The following is a 21,102-nucleotide window of genomic DNA, read 5'->3' as shown; positions in this document are numbered from 1 at the left end:
CTCTATTGAAAAGCACGAAAAAGACCCTACAATCACTCCAAACATATGGGAGCTTTCATGCCGCAAATTCAAGACAGTTACATTCTTCCCTGCGGGCTTAATCTAAAAAACCGCCTTGCAAAAGCTGCCATGACAGAAGGCCTTGCTGATGAGAATGGCCTGGCCACTATGGACCACTGTCGTCTCTATGATCTATGGGCGAAATCTGACACAGGATTATTAATCACGGGCAATGTAATGGTTGATCGTTTTCACTTGGAACGAGCTGGTAACATTGTCATTGATGGACCTCAGAGCGATGAGCGCATGGACGCGCTTAAAAAATTCGCTTTTGCGTCTCAGCAATATGAGACAGCCTGTTTTGTCCAATTGTCTCATAGTGGTCGACAAACACCTATTAATATAAATAAAAAACCCAAATCAGCCAGTGATGTCCAACTGTCCCTCCCTGGCGGTCAATACGGAAAACCCGTGAGCCTTACTGAAGCAGAATTAGAAGCCCTTATAGGCAAATTCTCACTTGCCGCAAAAGCATGTGAAGAAGCTGGATTTAAAGGCGTTCAAATTCACGGCGCTCACGGCTATCTTCTCAGCCAATTTCTTTCTCCAAAATCTAACAAACGATCAGATCGATGGGGCGGCAATCTTGAAAATCGAGCACGCCTGCTCATTGAAGTCGTTTCAGAAGTTCAAAAAGTCACAGGGGACGGCTTTGGTGTTGCGGTGAAACTCAATAGTGCCGATTTTCAAAAGGGTGGCTTTTCCTTTGAGGATTGCTTGAAGGTGGTAAAATGGCTGAATGCCCTGAACATAGATTTTCTTGAAATCTCTGGGGGCACATATGAGCAACCAAAAATGGTCGGTTTAGACGGCGCTTTGGAACCTGTTTTTGAAGATGAAACACAGATGAAATCGAGCACAAAAGTTCGCGAAGCTTTTTTTCTTCACTATGCAACTGCCATACAAAAGATCGCTGATATGCCTCTCATGATTACGGGAGGTTTCCGCAGTAAAGATGTCATGAACGAAGCCTTATCAAACGGCGAATCTGACCTCATTGGTTTGGCTCGCCCAATGGTCCCTTTTCCGCTTTGCACCAAAGACCTGTTAAATGGTTCAATCGCAAAGCTTCCCAGCGAGGATCATTTCATTCCAACCAGCTGGTGGCTCAAGCCAACAAGCCCGTTTAACATTCTAAAGCTGGCACATGGTTTAGGAGTTATGGGATGGTATTATGAAAAATTACGGGAGATGGGAGCCGGCACGATGCCAACCTTAACGCAGGGCCTTTTCAAGGCAATTTTCAGTAATTTCACTAAGGACAACAAGTTAGCAAAGGCCTATAAAAAAAGCCTGAAGCGCTAAACTTCAGGCTTGTTAAATTTTCAATCGTCAATTTATTTTTTATAGACTTTACCGTCTTTCATAACAAAGCTTACATTCTCTAAGACTTTGACATTCTGTGTCGGATCTCCGTCTACAGCAATGATATCTGCTAAAAATCCAGCTTTAATCTGGCCTAAGGATTTCTCCTGTTTTAGCAAAGCCGCAGAAGTAATTGTTGCTGCTTGAATAGACTCAAGCGGAGTCATTCCAAACTTCACCATAACAGAAAACTGTTTCGCATTATCTCCGTGTGGGTAAATGGCAGCATCAGATCCAAAGACAAGTTTCACACCAGCCTCGTGGGCCTTTCTAAAGCTCTCCCGCTGGGCTTTTGAAACCATCTTCTCTTTATTGATGTTTTCTTCAGGCACGCCGTTCGCTTCACCAAAAGCCAAGGTATATTCTGTATTATAAATATCACAAGAGAGATACGTGCCATGTTTCAAGGCCAGATCAATGCCTTCCTGATCAAGGAAAGAACAATGTTCGATACTATCTACACCAGCTCTGATGGCATCTTTAATACCACTTGTGCCGTGCGCATGAGCCGCAATGATGCGGCCCCTTAGATGAGCTTCATCCACCGCGGCTTTCATTTCTTCTAAAACCATCTGCTGAGCACCGACACTTGTCCCTTTAGAAAAAACGCCCCCAGTTGCGCAAATCTTGATGGTATTCGCACCGTATTTAATATTCTCGCGTACCTTTGCGCGCACGGCCCATGGACCATTCGCGGCGCCGCCTGACTGAGCATTCGCCTCTGGGGGTGACCAATTATTGTCACAGTGTCCGCCCACAATACCAATACTATTGCCTGCCGCCCATATACGCGGCCCCATAATCTCCCCGGCATTGATACCGTCGCGAACAGCAATCACACTATATCCACCAGCACCAAGATTACGCACAGTTGTAAAGCCTGCCATTAGGGTTCTTTTTGCCAATCTAACCGCACGCACTGCATACCGAGGCTGGGAATAAGAAACATCTGCAAAAAAGCCTTCCGTTGGATCGCCCGTAAGGTGAACATGCATATCCATCAACCCAGGTAAGAGTGTCTTCTCTTTAAGGTCAATCACCTTAGCCCCATCAACACTCACGTTGCCGACAGCCACGATTTTACCGTCTTTTACATGAACCGCTGCGCCTTTCAGCATTTTTCCGCTCACCACATCCAGAACCTGTTTAGGTTTCAGAATTATATCTTCAGCAAGGGCCGCTGAACTCATCCATAAAGCTGCGAGAATCGCTGAGCTGTTGTGTAGAATTTTTTTCATAACTTATCCTTTACTTTCGTAGCGTTGCCATTCTTCTAAGGCATGCTCAAATTGTGAATGGGATTTAGAGACATAAGCCAAGACTTCATCCACATAGCCATCTGTAGAAGCGGACCAAACCCGGTTCAAATAGCGCTCGCCTGCAGCGAAAGAAGACATGATATCCGCATATGCCATCAGGCCAAATAAATGTTTCATACTCTCTCGACTGTCAGCAAAATTATTCAAATCAGTCCTGAAAATTTTATCGATCTCAAATCTCATTTCATAGGTTGGTATTTTTTCTTTCCGGCCGTCTAAATCTCTTAGGTTTTTCAAGATATTCTGAAGACTAACCTCTAACATCTCTTTATCCGCTGCCAGCAGACTATCGTCTTGAGCCGCCGCTTTTTCACCGACCTTTAAGAGAGTGATGCCAATAATACCCCCAAAAATGACAGGAATAAAATAGGTCCAATTGACAGCATCTTCATCGAGGCTTGCTAAGAAAGCCCCTGTAAGAAAAGCTGCAATGATAATAAGTTTCGCAATAGTAAGCATTTCTTTTCTCCTTACATCGCTGTCGCAATTTTATAAACAGCATTACCAACCCCAACCAAGGCTTCACCAACAATCAAGCCTGCCGCAATAGGAATGCCTTTGTTGTCTGACCAATGGGTGCCCATCTTCCGGTCCGTAATTTCACGAAGCAATGTCCCAACTGAATAAGTCAGTACAATATTAAAGGGGAGATAAAATCCAAGACCTACCGTAATCCCAAGACCGGTCATCATGGCGGATAGTAAGCCACCCAATAATGCGCCTGCCGCATATTTCTCCATAGGTACGTCACCACCTGTAATCCCGCTAACCATCGAAGCAAGGGCTTGACCCTGAGGCGCAGGCAATTCGTCAGACCCTAAGCCAAAGGCTTGATGAAGAACATAGATTAAGATGATGATCACAATGGGTCCAAGCCAAGCACCAAAAAATTGACCCATCTGCTGCTGCCGCGGTGTCGCGCCAACAAGATAGCCAGTTTTCATATCCAACATTAAGTCGGTTGCCTGGCTCATAGCCACACAAGTGGCAGCGCCGACAGTCACTGCAGCAACGATAGCCTGAGAAGTTTCCATGCCGTTTGTGAGCATGATAAGGATTGTCACCGCAACCAGTGTCATGCCGGAAAGCGGGGACCAATTGGTCCGACCGATGGCCTCAGACAGGATAATACCCGCCATCCAAATCCAGAGTGTCCCTAGCAAACCCATGGCAATCCCGCGACCAATTCCAACATTTTCAGCCGATGTCCAAGCCATCACCATCAGTAAAATTGCTGCGCCGACAATAGCAAAATACAAGAGCTTAATTGGCATTTCATCCCGACTCATCGCGCTTTCTACTTTCGCACTATTCTGCATCGATTTTACTGCAGATTTAATAAGCGGTAAGGCAAAGAGTACCCCGATGATCGCTCCCCCGATTAGCATCCCAATCCCAGTTGGCCTAAACAAGCCAACCCGCAATGCATTGGCATCTGTTATAACCGCCCCAGCTGCATCAACCGGCAGATTCCCTGTTAGATCAAGCATTGGCGCAAGAAAGAAGTAACAAACAAATCCACCAATGATAAAAGCAACACCCCCGCGTCCGGCAATAAAGCCAACACCAACAGTCATAAGAGAGGCGTAGAACATAAGATTGAGATAGGCGTTTTCTTCAGAGACACCAAGCCAATCCCCCACATGTAAATCATGAATATCAAATTGAATTGATAGGAAATGAAGAACCCCTGAAAATAACAGCGCTCCCATTAAAAGCTTGGCCTTTTCAATGCCCGCCCCCGGAGACTTCAGAATACTGGCCACTGCTACGCCGCCTGGATAGGTAAGCCGTTCAAAATCAATCATTTGTTTCCGAAGCGGAATGATAAAAGCAATACCTAGAAAAGCACCGGCAATTGCACCGAATGTTACAATCATTGGGTTCAATTCTTGCCCATAGCCTAGAATAAAGATAGCCGGCACAGAGAACATCAAACCACTTGAGGCCCCGTTGACAGCGGATGCCACCGTTTGTGTTACATTATTTTCTACGATCGATCGGCGCCGCAAAATACCCCTTAGAATACCAAATCCAAGAATAGCAGCAAGTTCTGATCCTTCTATTGAGAAACCAAGCTTCAAAGAAGCATAACCAATGGCTATGGCAATAATGACACCAAGAAAATAGCCAACCCCTATTGCATAGGGTGTAAGCTCTGGATAAGCACCCGTGGTAATAGGACCTGGTGCCCCTTCATTTAGTTTTGTGAGTTCTGACATAGCCTTCCCCTCCCAAGATAAGGTTATTTCAACTTTATGTTTGTAGTTTGGGCGCTATTGTGCAAATGGTTGCTGGATTAATCAAGGTTTTTATCAAGGATCTCTTGTGAGCATAAAATGGGATAGAGAAACACCGCATCCTGCGGGATGGATGTTTGGACGCTTTAAGCGTCAGTTCAGTGAGCTTGTCAGGCTTGCTGTCCCAACCATGGGTATGCGCGTTGGGATGTTAACCCTTAATCTTGTAGATATGGCTATGGTCGGACATTTTGCCACTGCTCACTTAGCTTGGCTCAATCTTGCGAACCAGTCTATAATCATGTTTACCAATGTGATTGCGCTCGGGATTTTAATGGGTGTCATGGTCTATACATCCAATGCTTATGGGGCCAAAGATTATCAAGAGTGTGGCCGGGTTTGGCGGCGCAGCCTGCCTTTTACTGGCTTCATCAGTCTTTTTGTCCTCTTGTTATCTATTCCCGCCCCTTTCATTTTAGAAGCACTGGGTCAAGCGCCAGAGATTACACAAGAGAGTGGTAAGATCATTCAAATTTTAGGGATCGGGATGCCGGGGCAGATTTTATTTATTTGCTGTTTTATGTTCCTTGAAGGCGTTAAGCGCCCTGATGTAGGATTAAAGATCATGGTTATCGCCAACATTGTTAACATCGGCCTAAATATACTTTTGATCTATGGGGTGAATAGTGACTCTGCCCTAATGCCCTATACAGGATTCATCCCCTCTCTAGGGGCAGAAGGGTCGGCCTGGACAACCACTGTCGTCCGCTGGATAATGGGACTTGGTATGATGCTTTACATTTGGCATGCCCCGAGTCTGAGACGCTTTGGTGTAAGAGACCCTCACGGACAGCGATGGTCTGACTGGGCTGATCAAAGGCAATTAGGCTATGCCTCAGGCGTTTCCCTCGCTGCTGAAGTCATTGCTTTTAGTGCTTTGGTCATCTTTGCGGGGTGGCTTGGCACCATTCCTCTTGCTGCTCATGGTGTTGTAAGCCAAGTCAACGGTCTTCCCTTAATGATATCCCTAGGCATTGGCGGTGCCGCTGCAGTGCGCGTTGGAATTGCTTTTTCCCGTCGAGATCGTCTTGATACGATTTTGGCGGGCATCAGCGCACTTATCTTAAACGTCCTTATTGTAGGAGGACTGGGTGTCAGTATCCTGTTAATGCCAGCCCCTTTAATTGGTATTTTTAGTAACGATACTGCTGTTCAAGACGCTCTTGTTTCCTTGGCATTACTCTTCGTTTTAATGATGTTCTTTGATGCCGCACAAATGTTAGTTTCTAATTTTTTACGCGGCGTGAAAGAAACATGGATCCCGACAGTCATCCAAAGCACCAGTTTCATTGGCGTCATGCTGCCTGCCTGCTACATACTGGCTTTTACTTTCGAGATGGGTCTAAAAGGGTTGTTTCTTGGCACACTGATGGGCGTTGTAGTCTCAATGGTCATTCAACTTCTGCGATTTATACAACTCACAAAAAAACCCACTTCGTAAAGTGGGTTTTTAAATGGTCTTAGTAGAATGAATTAAGCGAGACCATGCTCGCCCATAGCTAGGAATTTTGTCCGGCGCGCTTCTCTCAACTTCTCACCACTCATGCCCGCCATATCTCTTAGAGACTGTTCTATACCATTCCCAAGAAGATTCATAGCTTGCTCAGGGTTTCTGTGAGCTCCGCCAAGAGGCTCGCTTATAATACTATCAACAATAGCAAGTTTTTTCAGATCTTGTGCGGTAATTCTGAGAGCATCTGCTGCATCTTTTGCGCGGTCCCCAGTGCGCCACAAAATAGAAGCACACCCTTCAGGACTGATCACACTATAGATAGCATGTTCTAACATCAAAACTTGATTGCCTGCCGCGAGGGCGATCGCGCCGCCAGAACCACCTTCACCGATCACACAAGAGACAAGAGGCGCTCTCATATTAAGGCATGCTTCTGTTGACCGTGCGATGGCCTCTGCCTGACCCCGTTCTTCAGCGCCGAGACCTGGATAGGCGCCTGATGTATCAACAAGAGTGATCACAGGCAGGCCAAAACGCTCTGCCATATCCATAAGCCTTACAGCCTTACGGTATCCTTCAGGACGGCCCATGCCAAAATTATGTTTAATGCGAGACTGCGTATCCCACCCTTTTTCATGACCCATCACAACACAAGCTTCGCCCCGAAAACGCGCAAGGCCAGAGGGGATCGCATCATCTTCGCCAAAATAACGATCTCCAGCAAGAGGGGTGAAATCCTCAAACATATGGGCGATAATATCTTTAAAGTGAGGACGCTCCGGGTGTCTTGCTACCTGCATTTTTTGCCAGGGACTGAGCTGAGTATAAGTATCTTTTAAGAGTTTATCTAATTTACTCTCTAATTGTCCAACTTCCGCAGTTACATCAACGTCACTCGTTGTCAAACCTCGCAGCTCACGAATTTTACCTTCTAGTTCTGCTATCGGTTTTTCAAACTCAAGAAAAGTCATCATTCGATACTCACCTTTGTTTTCTATGCCCAGAGTTCTCAGTATAAGAGAGAGAGAGGACAAAATCAAATTTGGCGCACCATGCTCACACCTCTTTACAAATGTCAAGATTTAGAGCGCCTCGTTTCTCATTTTTTGGCACCCTTTTTTTGAGCAAGCGGATGCTTTTCCTGCACAAGTTTTTTCAAACGCTCATCAAGCACATGTGTATAGATCTGCGTCGTGGATATGTCTGCGTGTCCTAAGAGCTTTTGAACGCTTCTAAGGTCGGCTCCATGCGCCAATAAGTGAGTGGCAAAAGCATGGCGCAATTTATGCGGGCTCACTTTCGATGGCATCATACCTGCTTCAATGGCAAGGTCCTTCATCATTTGGCCAACGCGCCGTCGTGTAATGTGACCTTCTTTTCCTCGTGAGGGGAACAAGTAAACACTCTCTTTTTCTGAAGAAGCATCTCGGGCCAGACAATAAGTTCTCAAGGCTTTACGAGCAGGCCCGCCAAGAGGGACCATTCGATCTTTATTCCCTTTGCCTGTTACAGTAAAAACAACCGTATCAGGTCCAAATATGGCCCGCGGTAAACTAACCAATTCCTGAATTCTAAGTCCTGTAGCATAGAGCGTTTCAATCAGGGCAAGGTTGCGGAGGGTTTTTAGATCTCCGGTAGCAGCCTGATGATGCGCTGCCTCTAAAATTTTTTGGACATCGATTTCACCAAGAACCTTGGGTAAAGGCCGCGCTATTCGAGGGCTCTCCAAAATTGCTGCAGGATTATCAAAGCGCAATCCATCTCGAAACAGAAAGAGATAAAATTGTCGTACGGCTGAGAGCTTGCGAGCCGCAGTACTATTTGATAAGCCTCTTTTTTGTATAGAAGCAAGCCATGCTTTTAAATCACTCGTCGATGCATGCTCAAGGGAACCAGATACAGTTTCCGAAAGATCAAGTAAATCTCGCTGATAGGCCAATAGACTATTCCGAGCACTGCCTTTTTCTGCAGCCATCATTTCTAAAAATTGATCAATTAACGCAACGTCAGACATCTTTTATGCCTTGCTTACAAGCCTGAGAGCACAAGCATTTCGATGGCAAGAGACCTGCTGATCTCTTTATAGTCCGCAGCGACCAAACTGGCCAGCAAGGTACCGGACAGAGCTACTGGAATATTAGAAATTTTAGCACTAGCAATCATAGAGTGAGCCGCATTGAAAACACCTCGTCTATCTTCTTCAAGAGATGCCTTCAAAAGAGCTCGCCACTGAGCTGGTGAAGCCGCACCGGACTTGAGAACGACGGGGCCCTCTGCTAATTTTTCCCAAAAGCTTTCTGCCACTTCGATTTGTTGAGCCTCTAGAACGGTGGCAATCATACCTGCTTTTTCATATTTCATTGGATCCGCTTTTACTGCATCCCACCACTGAGAAGACACTTTGTCATCCAGAGAAATAGAAGAATCGAGTAATGCCATATAAGGAAAAACTTTGATCAATGTAGTATCCAGATTTGGCACTTTACCTGCCTCAGATTGTCTAATCATTGTGAACCAATTAAGGGCAAGATCATAATCACCGGAAACAAGGCCCATTCTAATCATCATTTCAGCATATTGAGCAGCATCAGTTGTTACTGGAACGTCACGAACAAGGGGGAGATATCCCCCGGCCAAACGATGCATATGCCCTGCTTTTACAGCACGTCTATAAGCGAATTGTAAGGCAGTCATTCTTTCTTCGATTGTATCTGCTCGCAAAGCTTGACTCGCAAGAGTTAGGTCAATGATAAATCCAGGATCTTCTATATCAACTTCTTCTCCCTCAAGGGTTTGGGCAAGACTATATGCATCAGCCACCTGAATCGGTGTCGGGGCAAACCTGATAATGAAATCGGTAAAGGCTTGAGAAGTGACCCAATTTTCAATCAATGCTTTTTCAAGCAATTTCACCTTAGCTTCAGGCTTCACACCGGGTGCCTTCAAAAGGACCGGTACAGCAAGCGGATCCACATTTTCAAGGGACAAATCACTGACAGCCGCACGGGAAATATTCACGAGAGAGGCTTCTAAAATCTGGATATTTAAAGGGGAGAGAATATCTGGTGATCGATCAGCGGCCACTCCTGTTTCAGCCTCAATTAAAATATAATCGATAAGCTTAAAAAAAGCCGGACTTAAACTGTCTAATTCTTCTAAGACACTAATCTGGAAATCAACATTATCTCTGCGCCCATTAATGGCGTTACAGAAGGTTAACAGCCTGAGCCAATAAGCTTCACGAGAAGAACCAACACGACCTTCAGCGATAGCACAAGCTTCTGCCCTTTTATCTGCTGCAAGCGCAACTTTGGTCTTTTCTTCATCAAATTCAGACCAGTCTTTATCCGCAGGTAATAAGGCTAATAAACTGGCCAGGGCTTCACCTTCACCAGACTGAGATAAAAACTGAAAGCGTTGTCTTAAAAAGCCATTCACATCTTGCTGTTCATCTTTAGGGGCTGGCAGATCAATTCCTGCTTTATAAATATCCCGTGACAGCTTATCCAAGGCCGAAGAGCCCCCCGACCGTGTTAATTTTGAATATTGGGTCAATATTTCTGCCCGTGACAAACCAGTCCAAAAGTCAGCACCAACGGGGCTTAGTATCGTCTCATTCACAGCGACACCGCTTGGATCCAGGGCTGCCAGTGAACCACTTTCCAAAATTGAAACACCTAGAGGATTCTGCCCTCCAGTATTTTCTACAATGTCATCCGCCTTGTTAACTGGTTGCCCTTCAACAAGAGGAGTCTTCTCCTGCGTTTCAACAAGAGTCTGATCTATTTTGTCAGCTCTTGGCAGGCTGTTTTCTTGAATACTGGGGTGATTTTCAGACAAGGACTTTGCAGGCAGCTTTACACTCCCTTTAGGCAAAAAGGGACGCGGCAAGACTGAAAGTGGTTTTCCAATTCCAGGGCCTAATTGTAATTTTAATTTTGGTTGCTCTTTAACAGAAAGAAGCTCTTTTTTTACAGCGTTTAAAGTTGTCTCTGTTGATGATTTCTCTGTCTCTTCTGCCTTTTTTTCCTTAGGGACAGACTTTTTCTCTTCTGATGCTGAAGGCTTGTTTTCTTCTTCAGTCTCTTGCGAGGCAATTGGTGACGTCTTGAGCAGGAGAAAACAGAGTCCCATGGTGAGCAGATAGGTGAATGCATTTTTCATAGGGTGTGTCCTGTTTTCCAAAAGGTGAATTTTACTGGAACCTATCCAGGAAAACGATCATTGCTGAGAGTTTTAGAAACCTTTGATTCCGGTGCAGGAATGTCCGTAGTCATCAAGACAACTGCCCCAATGATTAGACCGAGAAAAATTGCTCCAGAAATAACTTTAGTAATCGTTGACATATAATCTACCTTTTAGGGGTCTTCGCCCTTACCCAAAATCTTATCGTTTCTTTTTATAGATAGCCATGCTGAGCAAGTCCAGTCTTGTGGTCATTTTCCTTTGAATAAAAAACCTTAGACCATAAAAATCAGGCTATTTTATGATTGGCCCCTGAAATATTTAGTCACAAAGCGGATAAAACTGTAGCGCGACGCCCTAAAAATCCGTAATAGATTTTCTATGATTAGATCACGTCGACATAAAAATCGCCGAAACTTTGGCAGTCGCCGCCCTGATAGACAAGGGGCTGGCCGTTCTGGGCGGAGTACGTCTCAGCGTCAAGGCAGTCGTAATCAGTCTACCGTCAAGCTTGACAAGCCAATTGTTTTAATTGGGCTGATGGGGGTTGGGAAGACCACCATTGGCCGGCGCCTATCCCGATCCATAGGGGTAGGTTTTGTAGACAGTGATCATGAAATTGAGAAGGCGGCACAAATGTCTGTTGCTGAGATATTCGATTCATACGGGGAAGACGAATTTCGAGCTGTAGAACGGCGTGTCATTAACCGCCTTATGCAAGGCAAACCAAAAGTGATTGCTACTGGCGGCGGAGCTTTTATGAATGAAGAAACCCGTGCTTTGATCAAAAAAGAAGCCACAACAATCTGGCTTAATGCAGATATTGATGTGCTGGTGGAACGAACCAGCAGACGAGATACCCGTCCCCTTCTTAAGAAGGGCAATCCTGAAGATATTTTGAGAAACTTAGCCGCAGAGCGCAATCCAATTTATGCGGAATCAACACTCCAAGTCCGCTCTAGCGATGGCCCCCACGAAATTGTTGTTGCCAATATGGTCAAAATCTTAAGAGCCTATTATAAAAAAATTCGAAAGAGTCACCCCCCTGAAGGGGAGAAAAAAGCGAAGGAGAGTTAAGTGCCTGCTGAAATCCTTGAAAGAGTTTTTGTTGATCTTGCGGATCGCTCTTATACCATTTCCATCGGATCTGATTTGATCCCATCTTTTGCAGAGTTAGCTTCAGATCATTTGCAAAGTGATCGCTTGTTTATCATCACTGATGAAAATGTCGCCCCTCATTATCTCTCGCCTCTGCTAGAAAGCTGTGCTGCAGCTCACCTTCATGTTGAGACCGTGATTTTGCCTGCTGGTGAACAAACAAAATCCTTTTCACAATACGAAAGCCTCATCAATAGACTGCTTTCCTATAAGCCCAGTCGGAAAGACTGCCTTGTCGCCTTAGGCGGCGGTGTCATTGGAGACCTCGTGGGCTATGTGGCCAGCAGCTTATTACGCGGCCTTCCTTTCATTCAAGTCCCCACGACTTTGCTTTCACAAGTTGATAGCAGCGTAGGAGGCAAAACAGGCATCAATACAAAATACGGCAAAAATTTAGTCGGAGCTTTCTATCAACCCGAAGCTGTCTTCATAGACATTAACAGCCTGTCGACACTGCCAGCGCGTGAAACTTTGGCGGGCTATGCTGAAGTGGTCAAATATGGTCTTATTAATGATGAGACATTCTTCTCTTGGCTCGAAGAAAATGGCCCAAGCCTTTTAAAGGGAGACAAGGATTTAATGGCCCAAGCCATCTCCAAAAGTTGCCAATCAAAAGCACAAGTCGTCTCAGAAGATGAAAGAGAAGGGGGCAAGAGAGCATTGCTCAATCTCGGACATACTTTTGGGCACGCCATCGAAGCAGCCTGTGGTTATGACGGAACTCTACTTCACGGCGAAGGCGTTTCAATTGGCATGTGTTTAGCCTTCGAAGCCTCTGTGCATTTAGGCCTTTGCCCTCAAGAAGAAGCAGATAGAGTTGCCCGACATCTTAAAGCTTGCGGTATGATGACCCGTGCTGCTGATGTTCCTCATACTCTGGAAGCTGATACCCTTGTGAACAACATGGCACAGGATAAAAAAATAGAAGCCGGTGAAATTGTCTTCGTCCTAGCCGAGGGAATCGGAAAATCACTTCTCGTCAAGGGACCCGATTCTCAGATCATCAAGACAACAATCATGCGCTCCCTCAAGGCCTGATAAGCTGATGCGTGCAGAGTCCATATCTTATGAATTGAATGCGCGTGGTATGCGTTGTCCCATGCCTGTGTTAAGGCTCAGACGAAAATTGGCTGAAATGCAATCTGGAGACACAATCCTGATCTACTTTGATGATCCTAATGCGGCCAAAGACATACCAGCCTTTTGCGTAGAAAGCGGGCACAGCCTTATTGAAATTGACGAGAAACTCGGATGCGCAACCGTCGCAAAAACTTAGCCTTTTCTTAAGCCTGCCATCCCCGCTAGCCAACCAGCCACGAGGGCTATGAAAACAGCAGTCAGGCCATATAACATGGGCATTGTATGCGCAAATTCATAAACCGCCCGCTCAAACCCTTCTTTGGCAACGACCATGGGAATCTCATTAAAAGCGAGCAAATTTTTATCCTGGAAAATATACGCGTTCACCAAAAAATCACCGACAGGTACATTCGCAGGTAAATGCACATTCGTCCTGAAAAGCCCTTCTCCAATCAACTTGACTGTATCCTGGCCTTGTCGGTAGAGGTCAGCTTCTTGTCGCCCTCGATAAAGCGCCTCCTTAAACGATTTAAGTTGCACCGCTGACAAGGAGGGCTGCTCAGTCTCAAGGGCCATATTCTCAAACCCTATGGCATGCTTTTCAAGGTCCTCTTTGCTCGCAATCTCGGCTAAGGGACGATTGGCCGCAACCGCATAATACCCTGGGACTTGAGGAAATGTCAGAGACTGGTCATTCATCCATATCCCATACTTATGAGCTTTTTTACGGACAATTGTAGGTACCGTCGGACCGCGAACAACGACGACAACGTCATATTCACCCGGTTGTAATCTCTGTCCTGGGGTGCCAAACAAAATTAAATCTGCGCCCTCAAAGCTATATCGAATTTCAATTCGATTTTCTGAGAGGTCCGTTACTTGAGCCTGGGCAGACATCCCCAATGGAACCAGTAAGAAAAATGCAAGGAAAAGCCTTTTCATCATTATTTGCCCACCTCCTGTACGGAAAAGAGGTCATCGGGTTCAATCAGGAGACCTAAGGCCATTTTCACACAAACTGCTAAAACCATTAGTGCGAGCAAAGCGCGCAATTGTTCGCCCTTTAACTTTAAGCCGACCCTGACACCGACCTGTGCGCCGACAACAGCCCCTAACAAAAGCAGAAGCGCCAACAGTATATCAACAGTCTGTGTATTGACTGAGTGAAAAACAGTGGTTAATGCGGTCACAAAAATAATCTGAAACAACGAGGTTCCAACCACGACATTGGTCGGCATTCCCAAAATATAAATCATCGCTGGCACCATGATAAACCCGCCGCCAACACCCATAATCGCTGCCAAGACTCCGACCACAAGGCCGATACTAATTGGTAAGATTGCAGAGATGTAAAGCCGAGATTTTCTAAATCGCATTTTGAAGGGTAATTTATGTACCCAGCTGGCATGCCGGTTATCCCGATTAATGACAGGCGGTGTATTATTACGCGCACGGATAATCGCTTGAACACTTTCCCAAAACATTAACCCTCCAACAGAGCCAAGGAAAAGAACATAGGCGAGTGAAATCATCAAATCCACTTGGCCAAGTGTCCTCAGGAAAGCAAAAACTTTCGCCCCAAAAAAGGCACCAATAGCCCCCCCTACTATGAGCATCATGCCCATTTTCAAATCTACGCCAGCCCTTTTATAATGGGCCAACGCCCCAGAAACAGAGGCAGCAGTAATTTGATTGGCTTCTGTTGCAACTGCAACAGTCGGAGGGACCCCAGCGAAAATCAAGAGCGGTGTCATTAAGAAACCGCCGCCAACACCAAACATACCAGACAAGAAACCAACCATTGCGCCCATCCCTATTACGAGGATGACGTTCATTGAAAGTTCAGCGATCGGCAGATAAAGCGGCATAAGAGGTTGCTTTTAAACTGAATTATTACTCTATCTTCAGTGGTAACGCAGAACTAGGATAATTGCAATCGTCAGCTTCATCTTTGTCTGACTATTCCATAAATTTTTCATAATAGAAAACCCGATTCGGTATGAAATTCAGAAGAGTTAACTCTATATATACATGAATCAAAGATGAAAAAGTACTTAAAAACAAATAGTTAAGAAACAATATATTTTCAAGTTGACGTTAACGTAAACGTAAATAATATAGACCCTCGGGAAAACGGGATTTTGTTGATGCACGATTGCATTGACCTATGGGGAATCCCAAAGAGCAGGATATGACTTTATGATCATGCAGGACAGTAAAGAACGTTTCACCATCAAAGACCTGACCAAGGAGTTTGATGTGACGTCGCGCACTCTGCGTCATTATGAAGAACAAGGCTTGATCACGCCAACAAGAGAAGGGCAAAATCGAATATATAGCCCTGCTGATAGAACGAAAGTTGCCTGGATTTTAAGGGGGCGTCGGGTCGGCTTTTCTCTGAGTGAGATTTCAGAGATGCTCGATCTTTATAGCCTTGATGATGACCGAACAACGCAGCGAATTGTGACTCTAGAAAAATGTCGGTCTCGTATCAATGCCTTAGAAGATCAGCGTCAAGATATTGACGATACCATCAAAGAATTGACAGATTTCTGCTCCCTTCTTGAAGACCTCACTGCATGCGAAAAGACAGGAAAGTGGATCAGTAAGGCTACAGGCAAGACGCCAGAAGTTCCGCCTGCCGTAAAATTTTTGAAAAACTAATCTATAATCTAAGAACGCTGGATACATCACCAGCTTAAACAGAAGAAAAGGAAGAGACATGCCTCGTTATACTGCCCCAGTAAAAGATGCGCTGTTTATAATCAATGAAGTTTTAGACCTTCAAAGTCATGTGGAAGACCTGCCGTCTTACGCTGAAGCGACACCAGATCTTATTGCCGCAATTTTGGAAGAATCTGGAAAGTTTGTCTCCAATGAGCTCGCCCCTCTTAACCTCTCTGGGGATGAAGAAGGCTGTACACTCCTTGAAGATGGGACGGTTAAAACGCCAAAAGGATTTAAGGAAGCATACCAAGCTTACTCGGAAGCCGGGTGGCCATCATTGACCCAAGACCCAGAGTTTGGGGGTCAGGGCATGCCTCATGCAGTAGGCATGATCATTGAAGAATTTCTTGTCAGTGCGAACCATGGATTTGCTATGTATCCTGGCCTCTCTTCAGGCGCAATGGCAGCCATTAATATTGATGGATCTCAAGAACAAAAAGAGCAATATCTACCCAAAATGGTTGAAGGTTCATGGACAGGAACTATGAATTTAACTGAGCCTCACTGTGGTACAGATCTTGGCATGCTCCGCACAAAAGCTGAGCCAAATGCCGATGGCAGTTACAACATTACTGGGACAAAAATTTTCATCTCAAGCGGTGATCACGATATGAGTGAGAACATCATTCATCTTGTGCTCGCACGCATGCCCGATTCTCCTGCAGGAACAAAAGGCATAAGCCTCTTTATCGTTCCAAAGTTTCATATCAATGACGATGGCTCTATCGGTGAGCGTAACGGCGTATCAGTTGGTTCCCTAGAAGAAAAAATGGGCATTCATGCTAATTCAACTTGTGTTATGAATTACGACCAAGCTACGGGCTATTTGATCGGTGAAAAGAACAAAGGGTTGAACTCTATGTTTATCATGATGAATGCGGCACGGATCGGTGTGGGGATCCAGGGTCTTGCTCTTTCAGAAGTCTCTTATCAAAATGCTCTAGATTATGCGAAAGACCGCTTGCAAATGCGCTCTCTAACTGGACCAAAAAATCCAGAGGGCCCCGCAGATCCAATCATTGTACATCCTGATGTCCGTCGGATGCTTATGAACAGTAAAAGCTTTAATGAAGCCTCTCGTTGTTTGGCGGTGTGGTGCGGTCATCTTGTAGAAATGTCTCACAATTCCACCAATGAAAAACGCCGCGAGTGGGCAGATGACATTGTCGGCCTTCTTACGCCTATCATTAAAGGCGTCATGACGGATGAAGGGTTTGATAACTGTGTCAACAACCAACAGGTCTTTGGCGGCCACGGGTATGTGAAAGAATGGGGCATGGAACAATTCGTTCGGGATGCACGGATCGCGCAAATTTATGAAGGCACAAATGGCATTCAAGCCCTTGACCTTGTTGGCCGGAAATTGGGTGCCAATGGAGGCCGCTCAATCCAGCGCTACTTCAAATCAGTTCAGACGTTGATTGCTGAGAACAAAGAGAATGACGCTCTCAAAGATTTTACTGTCCCACTTGAAGCCGGCATCAAAGATCTGCAACAAGCAACCATGTGGCTCATGCAAAATGGCATGGCAAACCCAGATAATGCAGGCGCCGGCTCTGTCGCTTATATGCACCTTTTTGGCCGTGTCATTCTTGGTCACATGTGGCTATGGATGGCATCTGTAGTGCAGCCAAAAATTGAAGCCAGTGAAGGCGATACAGCTTTCTATAAAACAAAAATTAAAACTGGTCGCTACTTTATGCGCCGCCGTATGGTGGAAACAAAATCCCTTCTTGCTGAGCTCGAAGCCGGATGTGAAGATGTCATGGCGCTACACGAAGACGAATTTTAATCTATCTTAAGTATTAACAAATCAAGCAGGGTTTGCCCTGCTTCATTCATCTCTTAAAAAGTTCTAAAGGAAGAGGACAAAAATATGACTGAAGCCTATATTTATGACCATGTGCGCACACCGCGTGGAAAAGGCCGTAAGGACGGCAGCTTGCACGAAATAACACCCGTTCAACTGGCCACTCAAGTATTAGAAGCTCTGCGAGAACGGAACGACTTGGATACGTCTGTCGTAGATGATGTTGTCATGGGCTGTGTTTCCCCTGTGGGTGAACAAGGAGGATGTATTCCGCGCATCGCAGCGATTAATGCTGGGTATGCAGAGACAACCGCTGGTTTTCAGGTCAACCGTTTTTGTGCTTCAGGTCTTGAAGCAACAAATATCGCTGCAGCGAAAGTCATGTCTGGCGAAGCAGATATGGCAATCGGCGGTGGTGTTGAAAGCATGAGCCGGGTTCCTATGGGCTCAGATGGCGCTGCTTGGGCAACTGATCCAGCGGTTGCGTTCCATTCTTATTTTGTGCCGCAAGGTGTTTCAGCTGATCTGATCGCTACGAAGTATGGATTCAGTCGCGACGACTGCGATGCTTACGCTGTAGAAAGCCAAAAACGCGCTGCTAAAGCATGGTCTGAAGGACGCTTTGACAAGTCAATCGTTCCCGTAAAAGACGTCATTGGCATGACAGCTCTCGCAAAAGATGAGCATATGCGTCCTGAAGCGGACATGCAGTCTCTAGGGGGTCTAAAACCTTCTTTCATTGAGATGGGCGCCTTTGGTTTTGACGATGTCGCGGTACAAAAATACCCCGAACTTGAAAAAATTAACCATGTGCATCACGCAGGAAATAGCTCGGGCATCGTAGATGGCTCTGCAGGCATTCTTATTGGGAACAAAGAAATTGGCGAGAAACTTGGCCTTAAGCCAAGAGCTCGTATCAAATCAATGGCTTCAATTGGTTCCGAGCCTACAATTATGCTGACGGGTCCAAGCTATGCAGCAGAAAAAGCCCTTAAGAAAGCGGGCATGGCTGTAGCGGATATTGATTTATACGAATTGAATGAAGCTTTTGCTTCTGTTGTTCTACGTATGATGCAGAAACTGAATATACCTCATGATAAAATGAATGTTTGCGGCGGATCTATCGCGATGGGACACCCACTAGGTGCGACAGGAGCAATGATCCTTGGTACCGTTCTTGATGAGTTAGAGCGTAGCGGCAAAGAAACAGCCCTTGCAACGCTTTGTATCGGTGCTGGTATGGGTACAGCAACTATTATTGAACGTGTGTAAGAGTAGGGAGCAAAATAATGACTAAAACAATTAATTTTGAAGTAGATTCAGACGGCGTTGCTTTGATGACAATTGATCTACCTGATGCATCAATGAATGTCATCAACGCTCAGGTTATCGAAGATTTCGAAACCTGTGTTGATCAAGTTCTCTCTGACGAAGCGATTAAAGGCTGTGTCATCACTTCAGGAAAAACAGGCTCATTTGTGGCTGGTGCTGACCTAACAATGCTTGGCGGCATGGATATGGCGAATGCGTCACTCGAAGAACAATTTGAAGCAACATTTAATCTTAATCGTGTTTTCCGTAAAATGGAAACTGGTGGTAAGGATATGAAGACCTTAGCAAAAGAAGGAACCAAACCTTTCGCTGCAGCGATCAATGGCCTTGCCCTTGGTGGCGGATTTGAAATCGCTCTTGCCTGTCATTACCGCGTTTGTACTAATGATCCAAAAACTCAGATTGGTTTCCCTGAAGTACAAATCGGATTGCTACCTGGTGCTGGAGGCACGCAACGTCTTCCACGCCTTATTGGCATCCAAAATGCCGCGCAACCCCTCATGACCGCAAAGAATTTTAACCCCTTCACAGCTCAAGGCTTTGGCATTTTGAACGAAGTCGTGGATGCTGCAGACGTCGTGGGCAAAGCAAAGGACTATGTGGCAAAGACATCCTCTGCCATTGCGCCATGGGATAAAAAAGGCTTTAAATTTCCTGGCGGCGGCGGCGCTATGGATCCACGTGCTGTTCAAGTCTTCGTTGGCGCTAATGCCATGGCTCAAAAACAAACCAAGCAAAATTATCCTGCGGTTCAGGCCATCTTGTCATGCGTCTACGAAGGATCAATCGTGCCCATGGACACCGCTTTAAAAATTGAAAGCAAATATTTCCTTAACTTGTTGAAAGGGCCAGTTTCACAAAGCATGATCCGCACTCTGTTCCTAAATAAACAAGCTGTGGAAAAAGGATCTCTTCGTCCGAAAGGCCCTGAGAAAAACAAAGTGAAGCGTCTCGGCATGCTTGGTGCGGGCCTTATGGGGGCTGGAATCGCCTATGTTTCAGCAAAAGTTGGTATGGATGTTGTTCTTTTCGATGTCAGCAAAGACAGTGCTGAAAAAGGAAAAGATTATAGCCGCAATCTTGTGAAAAAAGGCGTTGAACGAGGTAAGGTCTCCAAGGAAAAAGGCGATGCACTTCTTGAGCGCATCATCCCAACAGATAGCTATGATGACCTTGCTGACTGTGACTTGATCATCGAAGCTGTTTTCGAAGATCCAAAAGTGAAGAAAGAAGTGACGGAAAAAGTTGAGGCCGTCATTGGCAAAGATGTTGTTTATGGATCAAACACATCAACAATGCCAATTACAGGCTTGGCGAAAAACTTCACACGCCCTCATCAATTTATCGGTATTCATTTCTTCAGCCCTGTGGATAAAATGCCTCTTGTTGAAATTATTATGGGCAATGAAACCGATGATGCAACACTGGCTCTCGCGCTTGACTATGTATCACAGATTAAGAAAACGCCTATCGTGGTCAATGATAGCCGTGGTTTCTTTACAAGCCGTACATTTGGCACCTATGTAACTGAAGGCTATTGCATGGTTCAAGAAGGTGTGAACCCCGCTCTAATCGATAATGCTGGGAAAATGGTTGGGATGCCGGTCGGCCCTCTCGCTGTCGGCGATGAAGTTGCCATTGATCTTTCATACAAAGTTGGCAAGGCAACACGGGATGCCCTTGGTGATGCCTATGTTGCAACTCCAGCCGACGCTTTCGTTGAGAAAATGATGGAACTAGAGCGCTACGGCCGTAAAAACGGGAAGGGTTCTTACGTCTATCCTGAAGGAGGTAAAAAATATCTCTGGCCTGATCTCAATGAACATTTCCCTTTGTCAGATGAGCAGCCAACCCTAGAAGCTGTTAAAGAGCGACTTCTTGTGCGTCAAGTCGTAGAAGCAGCACGCTGTTTCGAAGAAGGTGTCCTCATTGATGCGTCCTCAGCAGATGTAGGAGCAATCTTCGGAATTGGATTCCCTCCTTTCCTTGGCGGTCCTTTCAGTTATTTGGATACTGTTGGTATAGCGAGTTTTGTTGAAACAGCAGATCGTCTTGCCGATAAACACGGCGAGCGGTTCCGGCCGACACAACAATTGAGAGATATGGCATCCTCAGGGGAAACTTTCTACACCCCAACAAACCCCAAAGGTAAGAAGGCAGCATAAGCGTCTCTCTTAAACTATTCTTAAAAGGCCTGATTTCATCGGGCCTTTTTTTTGATCCAAAATAATTCCCGCCCCGTACATAGTTTACAAGTCAGGTTTCCCTAAGGCCTCTCTTGCTTAATCAGGTTTTCCCTCCTGATTTAAGAAT

At 45.5% G+C, this 21,102-nt stretch carries 18 protein-coding genes; 9 read left to right on the top strand and 9 right to left on the bottom strand.

Annotated elements, in window-relative coordinates:
- Positions 1 to 57 precede the first annotated feature (57 nt).
- Complete coding sequence (locus QGN29_RS06185; RefSeq protein WP_310799826.1) at positions 58 to 1,365, top strand: NADH:flavin oxidoreductase/NADH oxidase family protein; 1,308 nt, start codon at positions 58 to 60, stop codon at positions 1,363 to 1,365.
- 32 nt (positions 1,366 to 1,397) lie between these two features.
- Here QGN29_RS06185 and QGN29_RS06180 read toward each other — a convergent pair whose 3' ends face one another.
- Genes QGN29_RS06180 through QGN29_RS06170 form a run of 3 tightly spaced genes read right to left on the bottom strand, consistent with a single transcriptional unit; the run spans position 1,398 to position 4,966 of the window.
- Positions 1,398 to 2,663: a Xaa-Pro dipeptidase gene (locus tag QGN29_RS06180; protein WP_310799825.1), complete on the bottom strand. Its 1,266-nt coding sequence runs from the start codon at positions 2,661 to 2,663 to the stop codon at positions 1,398 to 1,400.
- A gap of 3 nt (positions 2,664 to 2,666) precedes the next feature.
- The gene (locus tag QGN29_RS06175) at positions 2,667 to 3,203 is read right to left on the bottom strand and encodes a hypothetical protein (protein ID WP_310799824.1); all 537 of its coding nucleotides are present in this window, start codon (positions 3,201 to 3,203) and stop codon (positions 2,667 to 2,669) included.
- A gap of 11 nt (positions 3,204 to 3,214) precedes the next feature.
- A complete protein-coding gene (locus tag QGN29_RS06170) occupies positions 3,215 to 4,966 on the bottom strand; it encodes an OPT family oligopeptide transporter (RefSeq protein WP_310799823.1) in 1,752 nt (583 codons plus the stop codon).
- Positions 4,967 to 5,072: 106 nt separating this feature from the next.
- Between QGN29_RS06170 and QGN29_RS06165 the strand changes: the two genes are divergently transcribed.
- Positions 5,073 to 6,485, top strand: a complete 1,413-nt coding sequence (locus tag QGN29_RS06165) for an MATE family efflux transporter (protein WP_310799822.1) — start codon at positions 5,073 to 5,075, stop codon at positions 6,483 to 6,485.
- 32 nt (positions 6,486 to 6,517) lie between these two features.
- Here the strand turns inward: QGN29_RS06165 and QGN29_RS06160 are convergent, their stop codons facing one another.
- The 4 genes from QGN29_RS06160 to QGN29_RS06145 all read right to left on the bottom strand — a co-directional run bounded on the left by QGN29_RS06160 (position 6,518) and on the right by QGN29_RS06145 (position 10,843).
- Complete coding sequence (locus QGN29_RS06160; RefSeq protein WP_375164687.1) at positions 6,518 to 7,468, bottom strand: acetyl-CoA carboxylase carboxyltransferase subunit alpha; 951 nt, start codon at positions 7,466 to 7,468, stop codon at positions 6,518 to 6,520.
- Between the two features lie 128 nt (positions 7,469 to 7,596).
- Positions 7,597 to 8,511: a site-specific tyrosine recombinase XerD gene (locus QGN29_RS06155; RefSeq protein WP_310799820.1), complete on the bottom strand. Its 915-nt coding sequence runs from the start codon at positions 8,509 to 8,511 to the stop codon at positions 7,597 to 7,599.
- A gap of 14 nt (positions 8,512 to 8,525) precedes the next feature.
- On the bottom strand, positions 8,526 to 10,661 hold the full coding sequence (locus QGN29_RS06150) for a hypothetical protein (RefSeq protein ID WP_310799819.1): 2,136 nt from the start codon (positions 10,659 to 10,661) through the stop codon (positions 8,526 to 8,528).
- 41 nt (positions 10,662 to 10,702) lie between these two features.
- On the bottom strand, positions 10,703 to 10,843 hold the full coding sequence (locus QGN29_RS06145; RefSeq protein ID WP_310799818.1) for a hypothetical protein: 141 nt from the start codon (positions 10,841 to 10,843) through the stop codon (positions 10,703 to 10,705).
- A gap of 220 nt (positions 10,844 to 11,063) precedes the next feature.
- Here QGN29_RS06145 and QGN29_RS06140 point away from each other — a divergent pair, with 220 nt between their 5' ends.
- The 3 genes from QGN29_RS06140 to QGN29_RS06130 are packed head-to-tail and all read left to right on the top strand — an operon-like array spanning position 11,064 to position 13,116.
- Entirely contained in the window at positions 11,064 to 11,759 is a 696-nt protein-coding gene (locus QGN29_RS06140) for a shikimate kinase (protein ID WP_310799817.1), read from the top strand.
- Positions 11,760 to 12,878 carry a 3-dehydroquinate synthase gene (aroB, locus tag QGN29_RS06135; RefSeq protein WP_310799816.1) on the top strand — a complete coding sequence of 373 codons (1,119 nt, stop codon included), beginning with the start codon at positions 11,760 to 11,762 and terminating at the stop codon, positions 12,876 to 12,878.
- Between the two features lie 7 nt (positions 12,879 to 12,885).
- A complete protein-coding gene (locus QGN29_RS06130; RefSeq protein ID WP_310799815.1) occupies positions 12,886 to 13,116 on the top strand; it encodes a sulfurtransferase TusA family protein in 231 nt (76 codons plus the stop codon).
- Here the strand turns inward: QGN29_RS06130 and QGN29_RS06125 are convergent.
- On the bottom strand, positions 13,113 to 13,865 hold the full coding sequence (locus QGN29_RS06125; RefSeq protein ID WP_310799814.1) for a TIGR02186 family protein: 753 nt from the start codon (positions 13,863 to 13,865) through the stop codon (positions 13,113 to 13,115). The two genes, QGN29_RS06130 and QGN29_RS06125, sit on opposite strands and share 4 nt — an antisense overlap.
- Positions 13,865 to 14,788 carry a sulfite exporter TauE/SafE family protein gene (locus QGN29_RS06120; protein ID WP_310799813.1) on the bottom strand — a complete coding sequence of 308 codons (924 nt, stop codon included), beginning with the start codon at positions 14,786 to 14,788 and terminating at the stop codon, positions 13,865 to 13,867. The genes QGN29_RS06125 and QGN29_RS06120 overlap by 1 nt, the downstream gene beginning before the upstream one ends.
- 331 nt (positions 14,789 to 15,119) lie before the next feature.
- On the opposite strand from QGN29_RS06120, the gene QGN29_RS06115 reads away from it, so the two are divergent.
- The 4 genes from QGN29_RS06115 (at position 15,120) to QGN29_RS06100 (ending at position 20,954) form a co-directional block, all read left to right on the top strand.
- The gene (locus tag QGN29_RS06115) at positions 15,120 to 15,584 is read left to right on the top strand and encodes a MerR family transcriptional regulator (RefSeq protein ID WP_310799812.1); all 465 of its coding nucleotides are present in this window, start codon (positions 15,120 to 15,122) and stop codon (positions 15,582 to 15,584) included.
- 58 nt (positions 15,585 to 15,642) lie between these two features.
- Complete coding sequence (locus tag QGN29_RS06110) at positions 15,643 to 17,439, top strand: acyl-CoA dehydrogenase C-terminal domain-containing protein (protein ID WP_310799811.1); 1,797 nt, start codon at positions 15,643 to 15,645, stop codon at positions 17,437 to 17,439.
- An 84-nt stretch (positions 17,440 to 17,523) separates the two neighbouring features.
- A complete protein-coding gene (locus QGN29_RS06105; RefSeq protein ID WP_310799810.1) occupies positions 17,524 to 18,729 on the top strand; it encodes an acetyl-CoA C-acetyltransferase in 1,206 nt (401 codons plus the stop codon).
- A 17-nt stretch (positions 18,730 to 18,746) separates the two neighbouring features.
- Positions 18,747 to 20,954, top strand: a complete 2,208-nt coding sequence (locus QGN29_RS06100; protein WP_310799809.1) for a 3-hydroxyacyl-CoA dehydrogenase NAD-binding domain-containing protein — start codon at positions 18,747 to 18,749, stop codon at positions 20,952 to 20,954.
- Positions 20,955 to 21,102: the final 148 nt, after the last annotated feature.

The sequence above is a fragment of the Temperatibacter marinus genome, from assembly GCF_031598375.1.
GTDB lineage: Bacteria > Pseudomonadota > Alphaproteobacteria > Sphingomonadales > Kordiimonadaceae > Temperatibacter > Temperatibacter marinus.
Note: the sequence above shows the minus strand (reverse complement) of the source record. Positions and strands in the feature narration are given on the sequence as shown.

Excerpts from the sequence above, each read along its gene's own strand:
- QGN29_RS06150 (WP_310799819.1), bottom strand. The coding sequence starts at position 10,661 with ATGAAAAATGCATTCACCTATCTGCTCACCATGGGACTCTGTTTTCTC.
- QGN29_RS06110 (WP_310799811.1), top strand. The coding sequence starts at position 15,643 with ATGCCTCGTTATACTGCCCCAGTAAAAGATGCGCTGTTTATAATCAAT.
- QGN29_RS06125 (WP_310799814.1), bottom strand. The coding sequence starts at position 13,865 with ATGATGAAAAGGCTTTTCCTTGCATTTTTCTTACTGGTTCCATTGGGG.
- QGN29_RS06130 (WP_310799815.1), top strand. The coding sequence starts at position 12,886 with ATGCGTGCAGAGTCCATATCTTATGAATTGAATGCGCGTGGTATGCGT.
- QGN29_RS06105 (WP_310799810.1), top strand. The coding sequence starts at position 17,524 with ATGACTGAAGCCTATATTTATGACCATGTGCGCACACCGCGTGGAAAA.
- QGN29_RS06100 (WP_310799809.1), top strand. The coding sequence starts at position 18,747 with ATGACTAAAACAATTAATTTTGAAGTAGATTCAGACGGCGTTGCTTTG.
- QGN29_RS06180 (WP_310799825.1), bottom strand. The coding sequence starts at position 2,663 with ATGAAAAAAATTCTACACAACAGCTCAGCGATTCTCGCAGCTTTATGG.
- QGN29_RS06155 (WP_310799820.1), bottom strand. The coding sequence starts at position 8,511 with ATGTCTGACGTTGCGTTAATTGATCAATTTTTAGAAATGATGGCTGCA.
- QGN29_RS06185 (WP_310799826.1), top strand. The coding sequence starts at position 58 with ATGCCGCAAATTCAAGACAGTTACATTCTTCCCTGCGGGCTTAATCTA.
- QGN29_RS06145 (WP_310799818.1), bottom strand. The coding sequence starts at position 10,843 with ATGTCAACGATTACTAAAGTTATTTCTGGAGCAATTTTTCTCGGTCTA.
- QGN29_RS06170 (WP_310799823.1), bottom strand. The coding sequence starts at position 4,966 with ATGTCAGAACTCACAAAACTAAATGAAGGGGCACCAGGTCCTATTACC.
- QGN29_RS06160 (WP_375164687.1), bottom strand. The coding sequence starts at position 7,468 with ATGACTTTTCTTGAGTTTGAAAAACCGATAGCAGAACTAGAAGGTAAA.
- QGN29_RS06115 (WP_310799812.1), top strand. The coding sequence starts at position 15,120 with ATGATCATGCAGGACAGTAAAGAACGTTTCACCATCAAAGACCTGACC.
- QGN29_RS06175 (WP_310799824.1), bottom strand. The coding sequence starts at position 3,203 with ATGCTTACTATTGCGAAACTTATTATCATTGCAGCTTTTCTTACAGGG.
- QGN29_RS06140 (WP_310799817.1), top strand. The coding sequence starts at position 11,064 with ATGATTAGATCACGTCGACATAAAAATCGCCGAAACTTTGGCAGTCGC.
- QGN29_RS06120 (WP_310799813.1), bottom strand. The coding sequence starts at position 14,788 with ATGCCGCTTTATCTGCCGATCGCTGAACTTTCAATGAACGTCATCCTC.